Origin of the sequence: Psychrobacter sp. 1Y1, assembly GCF_051847395.2 — a bacterium.
In the GTDB taxonomy this organism is placed as follows: domain Bacteria; phylum Pseudomonadota; class Gammaproteobacteria; order Pseudomonadales; family Moraxellaceae; genus Psychrobacter.
Genome location: NZ_JBPYDF020000001.1, coordinates 248,116 through 267,558, shown reverse-complemented (window position 1 = coordinate 267,558; position 19,443 = coordinate 248,116). Strand labels below are relative to the sequence as shown.

Sequence of the window (19,443 nt, the reverse complement as noted above, 5' to 3'; positions counted from 1 at the left end):
TTATCAACTATAGTAAACTCTATTAGCTTAATAAAAAAATAGGGAAGCCATAGTGTTTAAAATAGGAAAAATCTATAACCGTCGTTCTGATATACACGGTATATATAAAGGGCAACAATATGGTGGCATAGCAACGCCTGCCGAGCATCCCTATATATTTATTTTTACCGGCGATGCTGTCGGCGAATATGGCTATATTGATGATTTTGACCCTAACGGCACCTTTAAATATACGGGTGAAGGCCAAGAAGGTGACATGAAAATGACCAAAGGTAATTTGGCAATTCATGATCATCAAAAAAACAATAAAGAAATTCTACTTTTCGAATCAACATCACGAGGCTTTGTACGGTTTTTAGGGTATTGTAATTACGTTTTTCATCATATTGAAGAACGGCCAGATAGAAATGGTGAGCTTCGTGTCGCTATCATTTTTCATCTAGATATGGTTAATACTAAAAATATTGATACAACTCAAACCCTGCCATCTAAAGTAGTTAAAGCCCCTAAAGCCGTTTATATCATTAAGCCTAGTAAAGGTAAATCATTACAGCAATTACGAGAAATTGCCTTAAGTTCAACACCAACCCACGCAAGCACTCAAGAAAAAATTCAGTCTATTCAAAACCGTAGTACAGCAATTAAGCTGTATGCTAAAAAAAGAGCTAATGGTTTATGCGAGGGATGTAATGAGACAGCGCCATTTGAAACTAAATCTGGACCTTATCTGGAAGTTCATCATCTAACTAGATTGGCAGATGGTGGTGCGGACTTACCTCAAAACGTTATTGCGTTATGTCCTACCTGTCATCGAAAAGCTCACTACTCTTTAGGCCATTTAGAATTTAATAATAAGTTAATAAACAAAGTTGCTGCTATCGAAGCAAAACTTATCGAGTAAAACTTTTATGTTTAAAACAAAAAACACCCAACTAAGTTGAGTGTTTTAACTAAAGAGAAGTGCCGCTAAATCAAATTATTTTTTCTTCTTTTTCTCAGCACGTTTTTTCTCAATCAGGGTTTGAGCGGTAGTATTTTCTTCCCACCAATCGCCCATATCTTGCCAGTAGAGATAAGCCTGCTCTTTACCACCAATTTCGATACCATAACTATTGATACCCATACCGCGTGGTCTAGGATGACGCTTTTTAAGAATTTCATGCGCCACTTCAGGCAAGTTATCTTTTGCGATATCCCACTCTTTTTCAGCCTTATCTAATTTATCTTGATAACAGTAAGCCAGCACCTTACCGAAAGCGATATTTGCAAGCATATCCTCTGGATAGTTGTCGCAAATTCGAATTATTTTCTGATACTCTTCGGTAAACATGTACCATTCTATCAGCGCTTCACGCATACCTAGGTTGTCATTAGGGCAAACTTGTAGCAGCCTTTCTCCCTGCTCGCAGGCTTCATCAAAGCTCATATTGTCAGCATAGACATTTGCCAGCTGAAACAGCGCTCGCAAAAAGGGACGGTTCTCCATGATGCCCCATGGCAGCTTACTTTTTTGCCAATTAAAGTTTTTGGGGAAATACTCTAAGTATAGGCGCATACATTCGCGGCTACTCAATAGTGCTAAAAAGCTGTCATCATGCTGCTCACACAAAAATGCTAAGTTAAAGTAAGCATCAGGGTCATTCATATTCTCTAATACTAAAAACTGAGCAATATCACGAGCCACTTCATAACCTTCTTTCTCCAGCGTCATCTGTATCACTTGGAATGAGGTTGGCGGCTGCTCATCAAAGTCTTGCACAATTTCATGCTGAAATTTGGTCATGACTTCATTCATAATATCGTTGATATCACGACCTCTTTTTACCTCGGCATCTACAAAGGCTTTTATTTTAAGATTAAGCGCTCTACCAGCGCCAAGCGCATTTGATCTATTGTCAGCCGACTTATCGCTAACGTCATCTTCAAACATCCACTCGTTTTGTCCCACATGAACCAGTTTCATAGTCCATCACTCCTTTGCGTTGATATTACAATCATAGCATATGAATAATTATTCCCACTCAATCGTTGCAGGCGGCTTACTCGAAACATCATAAGTCACACGTGATACTTCAGCGATTTCATTCATAATGCGGTTCGATACTGTCTCGATCAAATCATATGGCAGATGCGCAAAGCGAGCCGTCATAAAGTCTACGGTCTCAACTGCACGTAGCGCGATTACCCATGCATAGCGGCGACCATCACCGACCACGCCGACAGATTTGATTGGTTGGAATACCGCAAATGCTTGTGCAGTCTTGTCATACCAGCCTGAGCGCTCAAGCTCTTGCATAAAGATTGCATCTGCCAAACGCAGGATATCAGCATATTCTTTTTTAACTTCACCAAGGATACGCACGCCCAAACCTGGACCTGGGAACGGATGGCGATAGATCATTTTGGCTGGTAATCCTAAGGTAATACCAAGCTTACGTACTTCATCTTTGAACAAATCACGCAACGGCTCAATCAGCTTAAATGCCAAATCATCTGGCAAACCACCTACGTTATGATGGCTCTTAATGACGTGTGCTTTGCCTTGATGCGACTTTGCAGATTCGATCACGTCTGGGTAAATCGTACCCTGTGCCAAGAACTCAACGACTTTTCCATCGCTCTGCTCACTCACTTGACGCGCGCTATCAGCGAATACGTCGATGAAGGTTTTACCAATGATTTTACGTTTTTTCTCTGGATCAGACTCGCCTGCTAGCGCATCTAAGAACAAATCTTCAGCATCAACACGGATGACTTTTACACCCATGTTTTCTGCAAAGATTTGCATGACTTGGTCGCCTTCATGCAAACGCAACAGACCGTTATCAACGAACACACAAGTCAGCTGATCACCGATTGCTTTGTGCAATAGCGCGGCAACGACTGAACTGTCCACACCGCCTGATAGACCTAGCAATACTTGCTTGTCACCGATTTGCTCTTTCAGCTGTGCGATACGCATATCAGCGATATTGTCTGGCGTCCACTCACCTGCACACTCACAGATTTGATGCACGAAACGACCAAGCAGCTCTTGACCTTGTAGCGTATGCGTCACTTCTGGATGGAACTGTAGGCCGTAGTATTGCTTGTCATCATTGGCCATAATCGCGATCGGACAGCTTGGCGTACTAGCGATGATGTCAAAGCCTTCAGGTACTTCGATGACCTTGTCACCATGACTCATCCAAACGTTTAGCTTGGCAGCCGCGCCGTCAGTCTTGCTGTCTTCGATACCGTCAGTCAGCTGCGAGTGACCATTTACTTCGATGGTCGCCGCACCAAACTCATGAATATCACTGGCATGAACTTGCCCGCCGAAACGATCTGCCATCGCTTGCATACCGTAGCAGATACCTAGTACTGGTACGCCTAGATCAAATACCGCATCGTTAATACGTGGGCTGTTTTCTGCGTGGACGCTCTCAGGGCCACCTGACAAGATGACGCCTTTTGCGCCAAAATCGATGATGCGCTGAGTGTCGATATCATAAGGGAACATCTCACAAAACACCCCAGAATCGCGCACACGGCGGGCGATTAACTGGCTATATTGCGAGCCAAAATCGAGGATTAAGATGCGATCTTCTTTGATTGCAGGAGTGGCAGCAGCAGTGGTCATAAATCGATATCCATCAATAGATAAATTGGTGCCCTATTTTAACAAGTTTACGCCCTCTATTGGCTATTAGATGGTTAATTATTCACGATTATTATTCGCGCATACCTTCAATTTGAATAATTACTCCCTAAGTAAGGACAAAAATAAGCAAAGAGTAGACAGCAAACCCAATTATGAGCAAACTGTCTTCCTCTCTATTCATCAGTCATTTGCTAGGTTTACTACGTAATATCACCCAACGCTGCATGAATACGACTCAACCCTTCTATCAATACTTCTTTAGGGCAGGCAACATTTAAACGCATCTTTAAATGTCCCTCCTCGCCATATTTAATACCGGCGTTTAGCTCAACTTTAGCAGCTCTAAGCGCGTCATACAGCGCCTGATCGTCTTGGCTATATGCTGAGCAATCTAGCCAGATTAGGTACGATGCTTCTGGGCACATGATTTTAATATCAGGCAAATGCTCATTTAAAAATTGCACGGTCAATTCAATATTGGCTTCGATATAATTAAGCGCCTGATCTAGCCACTCACCGCCGTGCTCGTAAGCACTACGCATGGCTGTATACGCAAATAGGTTCAGCTCGTACTCATCGTTTAATTGCTGCTGCTGACTGATTTTTTTGATTAGCGCTTTATCTTTAGCAAATATCATCGAGCCTTTGATACCTGCGATGTTGAAGGTTTTGGTCATCGAAGTCAGGCTGACGACATTGTGCTCATAGCCTTCTGCCAGCGTCAGAAATGGCGTAAAAGTATGACCAGTCAGGGTTAAATCCTGATGAATTTCATCACTCACAATTGCCACATTATGCTTTCTGCAAATCGCAAGTAGCGCTTCTAGCTCGTCCCTCGTCCATACGCGCCCGCCAGGATTATGCGGATTGCACAGTAGATAAAGCTTAACCTCATGCTCGATGATTTTAGCTTCGATATCAACCAAGTTCAGATGATATTTACCTTCGACTTCCTGTAATGCAGAGAGCACAAGCTTGCGGCCATTGCCCTCAACCTTGGTCATAAACGGTGTATAAATAGGATCATTGACCAATACTGCTTCGCCTACCTTGGTAAAGACATTCATCATCAGCGCTAGGCTTGGCACGACACCAGGGGAAAACAAGATATTTTGCTTCTCTAACTGCAAGTCATAACGACTGCCATGCCAGTTAATAATTGAGTCATATAAAGCGTCAGTAGGTTTGGTATAACCCAAGATGCCATGCTGCATGACTTGCTCAACCGTGCTTAGTATCGGTGCGGCAGCCTTAAAATCCATATCTGCTACCCATAGCGCAATCGTGTCATCGCTATAGTGCCACTTGAGTGAGCCGGTATCGCGTCTGTCGATTATTTCATCAAAGTTATATTGCATTGGTACTCTTCTTATTTGGAATAATAATGGTTTGGAACGTAAAAAATACAGCGCAATATATGCATTGTATTATCAATATACGCTACGCTATCTGCTTTAGTCGATTAAGACGTATTCGATTTTTTACAAATAATTAAAGTGCTTTTAGACTCTAATTATCCATTTATCGGCTTAAATAACCTTCAAAGATATAAAGTAAACATTATTTCAATAATGATTAAAAAATAATGCTACATTAAGGTTTCGGACTCTATCTATCATAAAGTTATTTGTGCCAGAGTGCGCTGATGTTGCCATGATTATAATCTATCAACATCTACCCAAACTATCTAATAAGCCATCAAGGCTAACAAAAAGGAATGAAGAATGAAAATGGACTTTTTACCGAAATCAGTACTAAAGATTAGTGCCCTCACCTTTGCCATTGCCGCAACCGCTTCTTGCACTGCTATGGCAACAGGAACTGACCATCAGACTGCAAACGCAACTAGCAGCACCGCCATCACTCTCGGCAACGCTGCCACAACTAGCGGCACCAATGATACCGTTGCCATCGGTAGTCAGGCCAATGCAGGATTAAACTCAGCTACTGCCGTTGGCGGTCAAGCGAACGCTGCTGGTCTAGGCTCAACCTCTATCGGTTGGCAATCAAAAGCCACTGCCGAACGTGCGCAAGCTTTTGGTCATCTAGCCAATGCAAGTGGTGTGCGCTCTACCGCTGTCGGTGAAGCAGCTATGGCAGGTGGAAATAACGATACGGTTGCTGTCGGTAATAAAGCCAATGCAGGTCTAAACTCAGCCACTGCTGTTGGCGGTGAAGCCAATGCTGCTGGTCTAGGCTCAACCTCTATCGGTTGGCAGTCAAAAGCCACTGCTGAACGTGCACAAGCATTTGGTCATCTAGCCAATGCAAGCGGTATGCGCTCTACCGCTGTCGGTGAGGCAGCTATGGCACAAGGCGCAACTTCGGTCGCAGTCGGTAATAAATCTATGGCAGGCGGCATGAACAGTATCGCTATCGGTAATGAGGCAAAAGCATCTAAAGACAACCAAGTCGTCCTAGGTAACGCCGGACAAGTTCAGTCGAGTACCGCAGCACAATCAGGTAAGGTCAGAATCGTCACAATCGATGACAACGGCACTTTAGGCACTATGATGGTTGACTACTACCAAAAAGCTAAATAATTATAGTTGAGTGGTCAACACTGATGCTGTTGTAGTCAGTCATACTAGATAAAACAAAAAACCTCGCGATTGCGAGGTTTTTTTGGTTTGCTTGGTGGTGTTTTGGAGTGCTGTGTTAGATTTCGTGGTTATCAGAGTTGTTATAAAATTGGAGCTAATCCTGCCATTAGACATTACCTCAGGGCTAAAACGTGCTTTAAAGCTCATGTTATATAATGGCAAGCTTTAAGCAGTCACAAACAGTTCCTTATTACTCTGAGTACCTTATAATCCACCAATATTCTCTATCAACCTCACTTCATTCTCAGCAATAGCTCTTTTAAACACTTGATAGCTTGTGACTTTTTGCGGAATGGAGAGCTTAAATTTGTGGATACTGCCACCAAAACCATTAAGCAATCCCATATTTAGCGCCAAGTCATCCTCTTCTGTAGGGGCAACATAACCTCCGATATCTGCTTTATACAAAAACAAGTATGACAGGACTTGATTAAGGTCATCTCTATCGATTTTGTTATATTTCATACGCTTATATTTAGCGTCTAAAATAATACGACTGTCTTTCACAAAGTCAGGATAACGACGGACGTTATTACCTGAAAATTTTTGAGCATAGACCTTGATACCACCTTGTCGGTTATTATTAGTAGGATGGTCATATCCGATAGGACGTAGTAGTGTGTTGAGGTACTCCTCCCATAACCACGCTCCATCAAACAAAATGCCGTGAGCCTTATCATCATTGTTAGCGTATTTCAAACCTTCATAACGTAAAATTTGCAGACAGATTTTTTGCAGGCCACTGTATTCCGTAAAGTAAGGATGTACAAAAGGCTTACGGTTAGTATTGATAATAGTATGCCGGTCACGTACATGATATGACGGAGTATGTTGGACAATCAGATTGACGAAATCAAGTGTTTCGCTGTCGCTATGCAACACATCTCTCAGATTGGGTTTTTGTTTGATAAACTCTATGGCGTGACGAATGAGCTGGGAAATTGGATTATCAAAACTATGCTCACGCACACTGTAGGCAACATTGCCTCGAAACGGCAGATTCTGTCGCAGATGGGCTTTGACATCGATAGCCCCTTTGAGACTACTGTCGTTATAGCTTTGCTTTTGATACTCTTTATACAGGCCTTGTGAGAGCGCTTTTTTAAGAAAATGAGGAAATAAATATACTAAAAAATCAAATAGGTTGGTTTGATTTCTACTGTGCTTTAAATCAAACAGGTTAATACACAATACTTTTTGCAGCATATAATGTAGAAAATAATCTTCTTCAATAGCCTCTTCTTGATTGGCTTGGTCATCACTACCTACAACAGATGCCCGAGCAAAACGGGACTGGATTTTCAACTGTGTACCTTTTACACCAATAAAGCCCATGACATTGCCTGTCTCTAAAACGGTCTGAGACTCACTAACATTTAATTCAAAGATTGGCTTACTGGCAATATCATCTTCGTTATCTTCAAAATGTGTGGGGAAAATCAATAAATTGGGGTGTGCGGTCACTAGCTCGCCAATATTTTTACTAGCGAGTAGTGATAAATCATCTATAATTTTATTAACGTTTGGCTCATTAGAGCCTAAAATTAATGAGGTATTATCCGTCGTTACGATCATCATCAAACCCTAACTGTAGATTATAGGCATCTTTTAATCCTTGAATCTGTTGCTCAGCATTAGGATAACCACGCAGATATTCAAAAAGTAGCGACTCTAAATGATATGTCCATAACTTATCAAAATCGCCATCATAGTTGGCAAGCTTTAGGAAGTAAGATGGGCCAACGTGATAAGCCGAATTCAATCCTTGCACAGATTCGATAGCCTTGTTTAAATCCATTAGGCGTTGTTCTGCTTCCTCTGCCCAATCATCAATTTGACCTTCCCACATAGATAGTCGATCTGCTGATTTAATTTCTTTCCATGCAAAACGACGGCGCATAGCAAAATCAAAAGACTCAACACTGCGGTCGATATCATTCATTGTGCCAATGATATAGACGTTATCTGGTATATAAAAACCTTCTTTGAATACATCTTCGTCCGTTTGCAAATTGGCATATTGAGTAGTGACTCTACCACTCTCCCCTCGATAGCCAGGGTCAATAGAGAAGAAAAGCTCACCTAATACTTTAGAGATTTCAGCACGATTAATCTCATCCAAGATAATAATGAATTTTTTATTCTGATTATCTGTATTGGTAAGGGTTAAGTCATAGTTTTTTTTGATGTATTCGCATACTGGAATCAGATAAGGCTTCCAGTTGAGCGCTTTGCCTGTTTCAAAGTAATTTTGTATCAACGATTTAGTTAACGTGATTTGTCTCTGTGTTTCACTTGATAAAACAGCTGTGATATTTTCACGCGTGTTCACAATAATTGTGAATGGACTTCCTTGGCTAGGCGTCACTAAGTCTATAGCGCTTTCGGATATATCATCTATAAATCTTTGATAAACTTCTTCAAAATTGCTTAACTGTTGATTATTTTGATATTTTCGTGCTTCTTTACAGAACTTTTTAAAGCTTCCATCTCGTAGCTCAAAACCAACTTCTCCGTTTTCATTTTGAATAGGTCGTAAGCCTTCTACAAAGTCAGTATAGTCATAAGATGGATGAAACTGAATGAGTTCATATTCTGCATCCCATTCCTCAGCCAACGTTTTAGCTAAATAGGTTTTACCTGTTCCTGGTGCACCTGTAAGTATGAGATTTTTATTAGCAAGTAATAGCTCGCTAATTTCTTGTAGCAAAGGATTAGTGATAAATGGCTGATGATTTTGATTACTTGATTTTTCAGTCATATTTAATTCATTGGCGAGTTTAAAAATATTTTTATAGGCATTAAATAGATCGCCTTTTAGATCATTTATAATATTGTAGTATTCGACTAAATGCAGTTTTTGTTCATCATCTAACGCTACTATTCGACCAAATAAGTAATGCTCGTCTCTAATAGGATTTTGGAAGTCGTATTCATCCGTATTTAATGCAAAGTCTCTATTGGCAAGCTTGATCATCTCGTCACTGTCTTTCAAAGCAATGAAAGCATCTATATAAGGCTTGATATACTCTATCGGAGTCTTTTCTTCTTTGAATCTGACATACAGCGTATTAAACCCCAGTCCATAACCAATTCTATTGTCTGACAAGTAAATATGGTACTGAACTTCGGTACCAGCCCCTTCGTTAATTGCCCACTCTCTGTCTTCGCTATCATATTTGAACAGCAATTTAGAGTTAGTGATTCTTTGATTGCCTGTCAGCTCTTTTCTCGCTATAAGAAAGTCTCTTTTTAAATCACCAACGTCTTTGTTTATAAGACTGACTAAATGACCAATGCTATCTATTTTGATAGCATTGGCATTGATATAGTCGAGTTCCTTCATTGCTTCAACTAACTCGTCCCGTAGTTTCCATTCAAATAAGTTACCCGCTACCTTCTTGCCAAGCATTGTAACTAGCCAGTAGGTCTTATCTCCCTCCTCAGTAGTTATTTCAAACCTATTTAAACGCTCTTGAACAACTCTACTAAAATGTGTTACTAGAGCAGTAAGAGAGTTAGAATGTGTATGATATTTTTCTGCTAAATATTTACAGGTTGCCTTGTACTCAGGTTCTAAAAAAAAGATACTCAGTACATATTTATAGTTACTGGTCATAAAATTATCGTCAGATAATATCTCCAACCATTCATACTTAGTAACTTGCGATTTAGAATTATAATCATCACTTCTAACGACGACCTGCTCCATATTTATTCCTATAAATTAATAATTTTTTAGTATTTTTCCTAAAACTACCGCCCCTTAAACTCAGCCTCACGTCTCTCAACCATTGCCATTACACCTTCTTTCGCATCTTCTGAATGAAATAGTGGCGGCAGATAGCTATGGATATTGGCCAATGCCGTTGCTGCGCCATTACGGCTAGCATCTTGTGCTGACGACAATGCACCTCTCACACCCAAAGGCGCGGCTTTACAGATCTCTTGCGCTAGCGTTAATGCTCGCTCATATTCAGTACCATTAGCTACCACTTCACTGACTAAGTTCAGTCTATCAGCCGTTTGCGCATCGAATGCTTTACCTGTCAGCAAATACGGCATAGCTTTTTGCCAACCAGCAGCGGCTACAAAACGTACCGTCGCACCGCCAAACGGCATGATGCCGCGCTGGACTTCCATTTGGGCAAAGTTGCAGTTATCACTAGCGATGACCACGTCGCTATTTAGCATCAGCTCGATAGCCACGGTGAAGCAAGTACCTTTTACCGCGACGACCACGGGTTTGGTACGCAGTTTTCCACTAATACCCCATGGGTCGATTTGATCGTCATTAAACTCAAACACGCCATCGTTTAGCTTGTCTTGTAGCTCTACCAAATCTAGCCCAGCGGTAAAGTGATCTCCATGGGCAAATATCAATACACAACGTAAGTTGTCATCTTGCTCGTAGCGAGTCATGGCGTTAGACAGTTGGGCAATCATATGACTGTCAAAGGCGTTGCGTTTGTTGGCACGGTTTAGCCCGACAAGGCAAACATGGCCTTGCGTGTTATAAGTGATGCGGTTTTCTGTGGCGTTACTATCCGTAGTCATGGTTCCATCCTTGTTAAAGTAATTATTTGCATATTTTGCATATAATGAGTGGTTATATAGTCGAATCTCAATAATTTATCGGTAGAGATTGAGCGATAAGTCACCTTTAATATAGACACCCTCGTTCTATAACACAAGCAATAGAGATGACTCGCATAGTGCAAAAATCGATAAAAGTTGACCTAATTTACGATAAGTGCAACTATGTTGCAGGTCTAAATATGGTTCAGAGTATTTTATGGAATTTTGGCACGGTTTTTTGCTCATCACTAGCGTACATCTATTGGCTGCGGCTTCACCTGGCCCTGATTTTGTCTTAGTCTCACAGCAGACATTAGCAAAAGGTCGACGCACAGGTTTGATTTGTAGTCTCGGTATTACCTTGGGTCTTGCCGTCCATATTATCTATTCTGTATTAGGACTGGCGACTGTCATTGCTCATTCGCAGCCATTATTGACTACTATTAAATGGTTGGGTGGTGGCTATCTGATTTACTTAGGTTGGCAAGGTATCCAAGCTAAGCCTGAAAAACCAGCAGATTTAGACACAGCTCACCTTTTAGAAAAAACAGACTCGCAAGTAGGTTCAAGCGCTCACGTTTCGCAAGATTCGCTTACTAGCCAAACCACACCTACAACAAGAGAAGCCACTATCAAAAAATCGTCTAGTAATGGCGAATCTACCTTTGCCACGTTGCGTCGCGGATTTCTTTGTAATGTCTTTAACCCAAAAGCGCCTATCTATTTTGTAGCTATTTTTACTCTTGTATTGTCGCCTGATATCCCGCTTTGGCAATTGGCTATTTATGGTGTATGGATGATGGTGTTACAGATGGCGTGGTTTAGTACGGTCGTCATGCTACTCTCTATCCCTGCGGTACATCGACGCTTCCAACGATTTGAGCATTGGATCGACCGTGTATTGGGTACTGCGATGATCGTATTAGGGCTTAACTTGATATTACGTCACCGATAAGCGACCGATAAAGCGCGGATAAACAATTAGCAACCTGCGAAATCTGCTACACTGGTTACTTATATCCATATATCGTAGCCTGACATTATGACAAGTAAGCCCATGACCCGTAACCCTGCAAATAGTAAACACAGAAATAGATCTCCTGCGACCGCGAAAAAACTCGGTCAGCTGCACCCACGCAACCCGCACCAAGGTCGTTATGACTTTGCAATACTGACTCGCGCCTTACCAGAGCTTGCTGACCACACCATTACCAACCCTAAAGGTGAGTCGACGATTAACTTCTCGGATCATCAGGCTGTTCGCGTGCTAAATAAAGCACTGTTGGCGAACTATTACGGGGTTAAATTTTGGGACATTCCTGAAGGTTATCTATGTCCGCCTATTCCTGGACGTGCCGACTATATTCACTATATCGCGGATTTACTGGCGCAAACCACTCACGTAAACGCCGATAACACACCGCCAACGGGTAAAGAAATTCACGCCCTTGATATCGGTACTGGTGCCAGTGCTATCTACCCTATCGTTGGTAGTCAAAGCTATGGCTGGCGCTTTACAGCAAGTGACATTGACCCTATCTCAGTCAACACCGCAGCGCTGATTTGTGAAGCTAATCCAAAACTAAAGAGTGCGGTCAAAGTAAAGCTGCAGCCTGAGCCTAAGTTTATCTTTAAAAACATCATTGGTCGTCAAGACTATTTTGATGTCGTGGTTTGTAACCCTCCGTTTCATGCTTCATTAGAAGAAGCGATGGAAGCCAATAGCCGAAAGCAACATAACTTGCAGCGCCATCGTGGTAAGAATGAAAGCGAGCAAATCAGCCGCAGTTCAACCAAATCAGGCAACGCTGCGCAAAACCTGAACTTTGGCGGTCAGCACAAAGAGCTATGGAGTGAAGGTGGCGAAATTGCGTTCTTGACCAAAATGGCAAAAGAAAGCCAGAGCTTTGCAGAACACGTTGGTTGGTTCACAACCTTAGTATCAAAATCTGAAAACGTTAAGCCATTGCAATTGTTATTAAAGCAGCTAAACGTCGCTCAAATGCGTATCATCGAGATGAGCCAAGGTCAGAAAAGCACTCGCGTACTAGCTTGGCGCTTTGACACTGACGAAGAGTAATCATCAAGCAAAATTACTAACTCGAGTTTCACGTGAAACAAAAAAGTACCACTTTGATATTCAAAGTGGTACTTTTGTATAAATACTCAGTAAGAATCTAAATAAATTAGCTGAAAAACATCACTTTTAGACCAATTGCAATAAGCACGATACCGCCCAATGCTTCAGCTTTATCCTCTAGCCATGTGCCTGAGCGACGTCCCAAATAGACCCCGATCCAGCCAAATATAGCAGTTACTACAGCGATAATTAAGCAAGCTAGCCACGCATTCAGTGCCAATAAATTCAGCGTAAACCCTGCCGCCATTGCATCAATACTAGTTGCAACCGCTAACGTAAACATAGTGCGGTGATTGATATGTCCATGCTTACTCGTGGCTGTTACTGTATCACTATCAGTGTTAATAGCATCATCATTGACGTCCAGATCATCACTGTCAGTATCTGACTCATCAGCAGTAAACACTTCATAAAGCATTTTCCCACCTAGAGCAATCAATATAGTACCGCCAATCCAAGGTGCAGCAGCGGCCAGCCAACCCAACATTGCCGCACCTAATAAGTATCCAATAAGAGGCATTATCCCCTGAGCGATACCAAAGTAAAGCGCAGCATAAATAGCCAAGCGCAGTACATATTGATGACTATATTTTTGAGCCTTAGCACCCAACCCTATCGACACTGCAAACGCATCCATCGCTAAAGCAATAGCGAGTAAAATTACTTCAACCATTTGATTCCCACAAATTATAATTATTAAATAATAGCAACGTTAAAAAATGAGTTTCACGTGAAACAAAAATACCGCCTTGAATATTAAAGCGGTATTTTTATAAATTGTCAGTAACCAGTTTCAAATTTAGATATCTAAGTTCGATACTGTTAGTGCATTCTCTTCAATGAAGATACGACGCGGTTCAACGTGATCACCCATCAAGCAAGTAAACATATGGTCAGCGGCGATAGCATCTTCGATCGTAACGCGTAGCATACGACGGTTTTCAGGATCCATCGTTGTATCCCATAGCTGGTCGGCGTTCATCTCACCTAGCCCTTTGTAACGTTGGATAGCTAGACCACGACGTGCATCAAGCATCATTTGTTGCCATAGATAATCGAAGTCACGTACTGGAATGTCTTTTATTGTGCCCGCACTTGCTTCACGGCGGATAAAGGCGTCGCTCTCAAGCAATGTATTCCATTCACTTGATAAACGCAGCAACTTGCCATACTCACCAGAGTTGATAAAGCTAGCATCTAACAAATAATGGTGTGCCAGTTGATGCACGTATACCGTGACGCGTGGCAGCCACTGAGCCTTGGTAGATAAAGCCTCACTATCTGACGCTTCGCCTTCTTCAGTACCTACTACTGGCGTCATACCCAATAAATCTGCTGCGGCTGCATCCATATTTTTTGGCTGCGGCGCATGGATATTAACCAATTCAATCTCAGGGCTTAGATCGCTACCGAAGTGATCAAGCTTAGTCTGCATCGCTGCTTTCCAATCCTGCATGGCAGACTCATCATAAGTCATGTCAGTGCTAAGTTTTGGCGTATGTGTCAATGCGTCTAAAATCACCGCTGGGAAGCGAATCTGCAGACGTGCTTTGATCAACTGCGTTTGGTTGTAGTCGTTAAGCAGTGTCTCAAGCGCTTGACCCGTAATCGCAGGCGCATCGGCACTGATATGCAGCTTGGTATTGTCAATTGTTGAAGACAATAGATACGCTTTAAGCGCTTCGTCATCTTTTAGGTACAACTCTTGACGACCTTTTTTCACTTTGTATAGCGGCGGCTGAGCAATATATACATAACCACGCTCGATCAATTCAGGTGTTTGACGGAAGAAGAACGTCAATAGCAAGGTACGAATATGCGATCCATCAACGTCGGCATCGGTCATGATGATAATTTTGTGATAGCGTACTTTGTCAGGATTATACTCATCAGGACCGATACCACAACCTAATGCAGTAATCAGGTTACCCACTTCAGCAGATGATAGCATCTTATCAAAACGAGCACGCTCGACGTTTAGAATCTTACCTTTTAATGGCAAGATCGCTTGTGTTTTACGGCTACGACCCTGTTTGGCTGAGCCACCTGCAGAGTCACCCTCCACAATGTATAGTTCAGATAATACTGGATCTTTTTCTTGGCAATCAGCCAATTTACCAGGCAGACCTGCAATATCCAAAGTGGTCTTGCGACGTGTCATTTCACGCGCTTTACGGGCCGCATCACGTGCGCGCGCTGCATCAATAATCTTGTTAGCAATGGCTTTACCAGCACCTGGATTCTCTAACAGATAGTCATTGAACTTATCATGCATAGCCGATTCAACAGCAGATTTCACTTCGCTTGATACTAGCTTATCTTTGGTCTGACTTGAGAATTTTGGATCTGGTACTTTTACGGAGACAATTGCAGTTAAGCCTTCACGAGCATCATCACCGGTTGCGGCTACTTTCTCTTTTTTAAATAAGTTCTCACGATCCATGTAACTGTTCAGGCAACGCGTCAATGCTGAACGGAAACCAGATAAGTGAGTACCACCATCTTTTTGCGGAATATTGTTGGTGAAGCACAATACTTTTTCGTTATATGTATCTGTCCACTGTAGCGCGACTTCTACGCTGATACCGTCATCTTGCTGACTGGTAAAATGAAATACTTCGTTGATACCGTCTTTACCAGCATTGATGTAACTAACAAACTCTAGCAAGCCACCTTTATGCTCAAACTCATGACGCTTATCAATACGCTCATCAGTCAAAACAATACGCACACCAGAGTTCAAAAATGATAGCTCACGTAAGCGTTTTGCTAAGATATCGTACTCAAAGATCGTACCGGTAAACACATCACTACTAGGATAAAAGCGGATTTGTGTGCCCGTCTGATCGGTTGCTTCCATCTGTTGGATATCGCTATCAGGTACGCCATCAGTATAAGTCTGATGGTAGTGATAGCCTTCGCGCCAGATATTCATCTCAAGTTTTTGAGACAGAGCGTTAACTACTGATACCCCCACACCGTGCAAGCCACCTGACACTTTATAGCTATTGTCATCGAACTTACCACCTGCATGCAAGACCGTCATAATAACCTGCGCCGCTGATACACCCTCTTCTGGATGAATATCAACAGGCACACCGCGACCGTTATCCATCACACTGACAGATTCATCTTCGTGAATAACGATATCAATCTGATCACAGTGACCAGCAAGCGCCTCATCGATAGAGTTATCCACTACCTCAAAGACCATATGATGCAAGCCTGTGCCATCATCGGTATCGCCGATATACATACCAGGACGCACACGTACGGCCTCTAACCCACGCAATACGCGAATATCTTTAGAACTATAATCAGAAGGCAATACTTCTGAAACTACAGTAGGCACGGTGGCTTCAGTAGCACTGTCGTCTATCAATTGCTCGTGGTCAATAGGTAATGAATCACTCATGTACATTCCTTAATCTAGCCATAATCAGCCATTTACGATTAGCGCACTTATAAAAAGTCCGCTACATAGTGGCATCTTAGAATTAACGTCTATTATTCATAATCTAAAGTGCATATGAGCAGCTAAACCACTAACCACCGGTAGCCTCAAAAAAGGCCGCACAGAGATAAAATTAGTAAATTATTTATTAGTAATAGTCTTTGTTTTTCTAACCTTTGTTAAAACTATTGAAATAAATAAAATACAAATTTATCAAACACTTATGAATAATTGAAAAATAGAAATCTTTTCTATGATGCTATCAAATAAATTGCTGAGCACAGGACAAAAATAAAGGGTTATTTTAACATTTTTTTGCTTCTAAGTCACTGTTTACTGAGAGTTTTACGGTCTGTGAAAGGTCGTCTTAACATAGTAACTGTTAGGACAAATAGTAGTGGCTAGTGTACTGAGTAATGAGATGTGAAAGTAGATGGATAATCATCAAAAGTATAAGCAAAAGAATGAAATATTAGTTAGTAAACAGAATCTTACCCTGTTTCACGTGAAACACATTTGGTTGTAACCAAAGTTCATTGACTAAAGGTAAAATATCGTCTGTTAGACTGGTCATAAATACTTGGCAAGGGAGTTTAGCGAGGGTCGATAGCAGTATTTCTATAGCTCTGTCATCTAATTCTGCAGTGATATCATCTAGAAGTACAACAGGGGTTGCTCTCGATGATAAATCATCCTTGATTGAGTTACTGCGCTCTTCATCGTTTAGCAACAGTGGTAGTTGCGATAGGCGCAATGCAGTAATGAGCAGTTTCTTTTCACCGCGAGACAATACATTTGCTGCCTGCTCTTTTAAAATCGGTAATTTGGTTTGAACACTATGTGCTGAAGCTGCTGTTCTGGCATCTGTCGTTTGATCGCTTATAGACTCATCAGAACGCCAATGCACATGAATATCAGCACGATGATTGCCTATGCGGGTATATCCCAATTGCAAATCCTGCTCTAACCGTTCGTTAAGCTGCACATCTAGCGCAACACTGGTGTCATACCCAGCGTTATAGCTTAGGCTCAGTTGCTCAGCGTAAGAGGGCAATAGCTGTACGATACTCTTGGCAAAATAAGGCCGCCACTCAGTAAATACTTGCTCGCGATAATGATGAATCAAAGCAGCATGGTTACTCAGTCCCTTATCCCAAGATTTCAGCTCAGCCAACTGTACTTGTGTTAAGTGACGAGTAATTTTTAGTAAACTATTGCGCTGTTTTAGGAGGCGTTGATAAGCCATCCATTGTGGATGAAATCCTTGTTTCATGTGAAACACCAACCAATCTAGCAACTGTCGACGGCTCGCACTTCCCTGCTCCAACATATCCATCGTCGATGGATCTATCAGCAATGTAGGTAGCTGCTCTGTCAAGATACTTTGGTTATACACAGTGGTTTGATTGAGGCGTAAGATGGTCGTAGCATCTGCTTGCTTTTGAATAGCTAAAGTACGACTATCATTGAGCTTAGCATGAACAGTCGTGTTATTTTGATGATGTTGGATATAACGTTTAGGCTGGTGATGACGAAAGCTCTTACCTCTTGATAACAAGAATATAGCTTCAAGCAACGAGGTTTTACCACTGCCATTTGCACCGATAATGATGTTGCAAGCAGTAGGCTCTAAACTAATTTGAGTAAGGTTTCTAAGGTGGGATATTTGTAGACGTTCAATCATAGTATCGATAGCCGCCCATTAAAGCCTGCTAGCTTAGCGGGCAAAAGTTCATTAAAAATCAATATTTAGTACTGAAAACAAAGCTCTTTGAAACGTACTATTTCTATTCAGTTTTGTTTATTGCCAAAGAAAAACACACTATATACGCATTGGCATAATGACATACTGATGGAACTCATCATTTAGTTGATTGACCAATACAGAGGCATTCGATTGGCTCATATGCATCTGTAAATCGCCTTGGATAACGCCCAATACATCTTGCAGATACGCAGCGTTAAACGACAGCTCCATCGGCTCGCCTTGATACTTAGCTTGTATCATTTCAACTGCTTCATCTTGCTCAGCATTATTAGCACGTACTTCGACCATACCATCGCTAGCAAAATTAAAGACCACACCACGAGATTTCTCATTACTCAAAATGGCAACGCGGCGTAATACATCGGTCATTTTTTCTTGACTAAATAAAGCCAGCTTGTCAGTATTGCTCGGCATCACACGGCGATAATCAGGGAACTTACCATCAATCAAACGCGCGGTAAATGTCACCATTAGATCTTGACTAACCTGCCCTGCACTATCTACATCGCCAAATGGCAAGCTTACTTGTAGAAATTCTCGACCGAAGCTCAGAGTAACTGCGTTGTCCTGATCACCCAACATTTTACCAAGCTCAGAAGCTAAACGCTCAAGCTCAATCACTGCCTTACGTGGCAAAATAGCCTGCATATTGAGATCTGCGCTTACATTGATCACACTACGGGCTAATGCCAATCTATGGCCATCTGTTGCTACCGTTGTTAGTTGCTGCTGTGAAACGTCAAAGAGCATACCTGTTAGATAATAGCGTACATCCTGAATTGCCATTGCAAACTGCGTTTTGTGAATCAAATCTGTCAAACGATTACGGCTAATAGTCAGAGGTGTGATATTTTCAGGGTTACCCAAGCTCGGATAGTCTTCGCTTGGCAATGTTCCTAATGTAAAACGACTCTTACCACTAGTTAACAAGCAACGCTCATTTGCTTGAGTTGCTAGAGTAACTTGCGCCTGTGCAGGTAGCGATTTACAAATATCTTTTAGCTTGGTTGCAGGAAGTGTCGTTGTACCTGCTTCTATACAAGCGCCAGCAGGCAATTTCAATGTCGATGTCAGCTCTACCTCTAAATCTGACGCTGTTAAGATAAGCTCAGATTCTGATAGCTGTAGCTTGATATTACCCAATATGACCATATTGTGGCGTTTATCAGCGGCTTTGGCGATCAAGTTGATAGCTTTTAGTAACGATTCTCGATTGATCGATAATTGCATGCTTAGTTACTCTTATTTGAATGATTC

Annotated in this window: 14 protein-coding genes; 4 read left to right on the top strand and 10 right to left on the bottom strand. The window is 41.7% G+C overall.

Translation table 11 applies throughout. The annotated features are described in order from the left end of the window. Window positions 1-52: 52 nt before the first annotated feature. The gene (locus ACS8FA_RS15105) at window positions 53-901 is read left to right on the top strand and encodes an HNH endonuclease (protein WP_439264624.1); all 849 of its coding nucleotides are present in this window, start codon (window positions 53-55) and stop codon (window positions 899-901) included. A 75-nt stretch (window positions 902-976) separates the two neighbouring features. Here ACS8FA_RS15105 and ACS8FA_RS15100 read toward each other — a convergent pair whose 3' ends face one another. The 3 genes from ACS8FA_RS15100 to ACS8FA_RS15090 all read right to left on the bottom strand — a co-directional run bounded on the left by ACS8FA_RS15100 (window position 977) and on the right by ACS8FA_RS15090 (window position 5,001). Next, entirely contained in the window at window positions 977-1,963 is a 987-nt protein-coding gene (locus ACS8FA_RS15100) for a tetratricopeptide repeat protein (protein WP_102076599.1), read from the bottom strand. 48 nt (window positions 1,964-2,011) lie between these two features. Continuing rightward, on the bottom strand, window positions 2,012-3,622 hold the full coding sequence (gene guaA / locus ACS8FA_RS15095; RefSeq protein ID WP_114701469.1) for a glutamine-hydrolyzing GMP synthase: 1,611 nt from the start codon (window positions 3,620-3,622) through the stop codon (window positions 2,012-2,014). A gap of 221 nt (window positions 3,623-3,843) precedes the next feature. Further along, window positions 3,844-5,001, bottom strand: coding sequence for a MalY/PatB family protein (locus ACS8FA_RS15090; protein WP_439264627.1), 1,158 nt, complete (start codon window positions 4,999-5,001; stop codon window positions 3,844-3,846). 366 nt (window positions 5,002-5,367) lie between these two features. Here ACS8FA_RS15090 and ACS8FA_RS15085 point away from each other — a divergent pair, with 366 nt between their 5' ends. Further along, complete coding sequence (locus tag ACS8FA_RS15085; RefSeq protein WP_439264629.1) at window positions 5,368-6,186, top strand: hypothetical protein; 819 nt, start codon at window positions 5,368-5,370, stop codon at window positions 6,184-6,186. Between the two features lie 264 nt (window positions 6,187-6,450). Here the strand turns inward: ACS8FA_RS15085 and ACS8FA_RS15080 are convergent, their stop codons facing one another. From ACS8FA_RS15080 to ACS8FA_RS15070, 3 genes are read right to left on the bottom strand one after another with little or no spacing between them, the layout of a single operon-like run. Further along, entirely contained in the window at window positions 6,451-7,824 is a 1,374-nt protein-coding gene (locus ACS8FA_RS15080) for an McrC family protein (protein ID WP_439264631.1), read from the bottom strand. After that, the gene (locus tag ACS8FA_RS15075) at window positions 7,802-9,958 is read right to left on the bottom strand and encodes an McrB family protein (RefSeq protein ID WP_439264633.1); all 2,157 of its coding nucleotides are present in this window, start codon (window positions 9,956-9,958) and stop codon (window positions 7,802-7,804) included. Before ACS8FA_RS15075 ends, ACS8FA_RS15080 begins: the two co-directional genes overlap by 23 nt. 44 nt (window positions 9,959-10,002) lie before the next feature. Further along, complete coding sequence (locus ACS8FA_RS15070; protein ID WP_439264635.1) at window positions 10,003-10,803, bottom strand: crotonase/enoyl-CoA hydratase family protein; 801 nt, start codon at window positions 10,801-10,803, stop codon at window positions 10,003-10,005. Window positions 10,804-11,041: 238 nt separating this feature from the next. Here ACS8FA_RS15070 and ACS8FA_RS15065 point away from each other — a divergent pair, with 238 nt between their 5' ends. Further along, window positions 11,042-11,779: a LysE family translocator gene (locus ACS8FA_RS15065; protein ID WP_439264636.1), complete on the top strand. Its 738-nt coding sequence runs from the start codon at window positions 11,042-11,044 to the stop codon at window positions 11,777-11,779. Window positions 11,780-11,866: 87 nt separating this feature from the next. Then, window positions 11,867-12,904 (top strand): 23S rRNA (adenine(1618)-N(6))-methyltransferase RlmF, encoded by a 1,038-nt coding sequence (rlmF, locus tag ACS8FA_RS15060; protein ID WP_160021031.1) that lies wholly within the window; start codon window positions 11,867-11,869, stop codon window positions 12,902-12,904. A gap of 106 nt (window positions 12,905-13,010) precedes the next feature. On the opposite strand, the gene ACS8FA_RS15055 is transcribed toward rlmF, so the two are convergent. The 4 genes from ACS8FA_RS15055 to dnaN all read right to left on the bottom strand — a co-directional run bounded on the left by ACS8FA_RS15055 (window position 13,011) and on the right by dnaN (window position 19,416). Next, window positions 13,011-13,637, bottom strand: a complete 627-nt coding sequence (locus ACS8FA_RS15055; RefSeq protein WP_102090586.1) for a manganese efflux pump MntP — start codon at window positions 13,635-13,637, stop codon at window positions 13,011-13,013. Window positions 13,638-13,763: 126 nt separating this feature from the next. Further along, window positions 13,764-16,379: a DNA topoisomerase (ATP-hydrolyzing) subunit B gene (gyrB, locus tag ACS8FA_RS15050; protein WP_439264638.1), complete on the bottom strand. Its 2,616-nt coding sequence runs from the start codon at window positions 16,377-16,379 to the stop codon at window positions 13,764-13,766. A 511-nt stretch (window positions 16,380-16,890) separates the two neighbouring features. Continuing rightward, complete coding sequence (recF, locus tag ACS8FA_RS15045) at window positions 16,891-18,102, bottom strand: DNA replication/repair protein RecF (RefSeq protein ID WP_439264640.1); 1,212 nt, start codon at window positions 18,100-18,102, stop codon at window positions 16,891-16,893. 138 nt (window positions 18,103-18,240) lie between these two features. Next, window positions 18,241-19,416, bottom strand: coding sequence for a DNA polymerase III subunit beta (gene dnaN / locus ACS8FA_RS15040; protein ID WP_439264642.1), 1,176 nt, complete (start codon window positions 19,414-19,416; stop codon window positions 18,241-18,243). Window positions 19,417-19,443: the final 27 nt, after the last annotated feature.

Excerpts from the sequence above, each read along its gene's own strand:
- ACS8FA_RS15100 (WP_102076599.1), bottom strand. The coding sequence starts at position 1,963 with ATGAAACTGGTTCATGTGGGACAAAACGAGTGGATGTTTGAAGATGAC.
- guaA (WP_114701469.1), bottom strand. The coding sequence starts at position 3,622 with ATGACCACTGCTGCTGCCACTCCTGCAATCAAAGAAGATCGCATCTTA.
- ACS8FA_RS15090 (WP_439264627.1), bottom strand. The coding sequence starts at position 5,001 with ATGCAATATAACTTTGATGAAATAATCGACAGACGCGATACCGGCTCA.
- ACS8FA_RS15085 (WP_439264629.1), top strand. The coding sequence starts at position 5,368 with ATGAAAATGGACTTTTTACCGAAATCAGTACTAAAGATTAGTGCCCTC.
- ACS8FA_RS15080 (WP_439264631.1), bottom strand. The coding sequence starts at position 7,824 with ATGATGATCGTAACGACGGATAATACCTCATTAATTTTAGGCTCTAAT.
- ACS8FA_RS15075 (WP_439264633.1), bottom strand. The coding sequence starts at position 9,958 with ATGGAGCAGGTCGTCGTTAGAAGTGATGATTATAATTCTAAATCGCAA.
- ACS8FA_RS15070 (WP_439264635.1), bottom strand. The coding sequence starts at position 10,803 with ATGACTACGGATAGTAACGCCACAGAAAACCGCATCACTTATAACACG.
- ACS8FA_RS15065 (WP_439264636.1), top strand. The coding sequence starts at position 11,042 with ATGGAATTTTGGCACGGTTTTTTGCTCATCACTAGCGTACATCTATTG.
- rlmF (WP_160021031.1), top strand. The coding sequence starts at position 11,867 with ATGACAAGTAAGCCCATGACCCGTAACCCTGCAAATAGTAAACACAGA.
- ACS8FA_RS15055 (WP_102090586.1), bottom strand. The coding sequence starts at position 13,637 with ATGGTTGAAGTAATTTTACTCGCTATTGCTTTAGCGATGGATGCGTTT.
- gyrB (WP_439264638.1), bottom strand. The coding sequence starts at position 16,379 with ATGAGTGATTCATTACCTATTGACCACGAGCAATTGATAGACGACAGT.
- recF (WP_439264640.1), bottom strand. The coding sequence starts at position 18,102 with ATGATTGAACGTCTACAAATATCCCACCTTAGAAACCTTACTCAAATT.
- dnaN (WP_439264642.1), bottom strand. The coding sequence starts at position 19,416 with ATGCAATTATCGATCAATCGAGAATCGTTACTAAAAGCTATCAACTTG.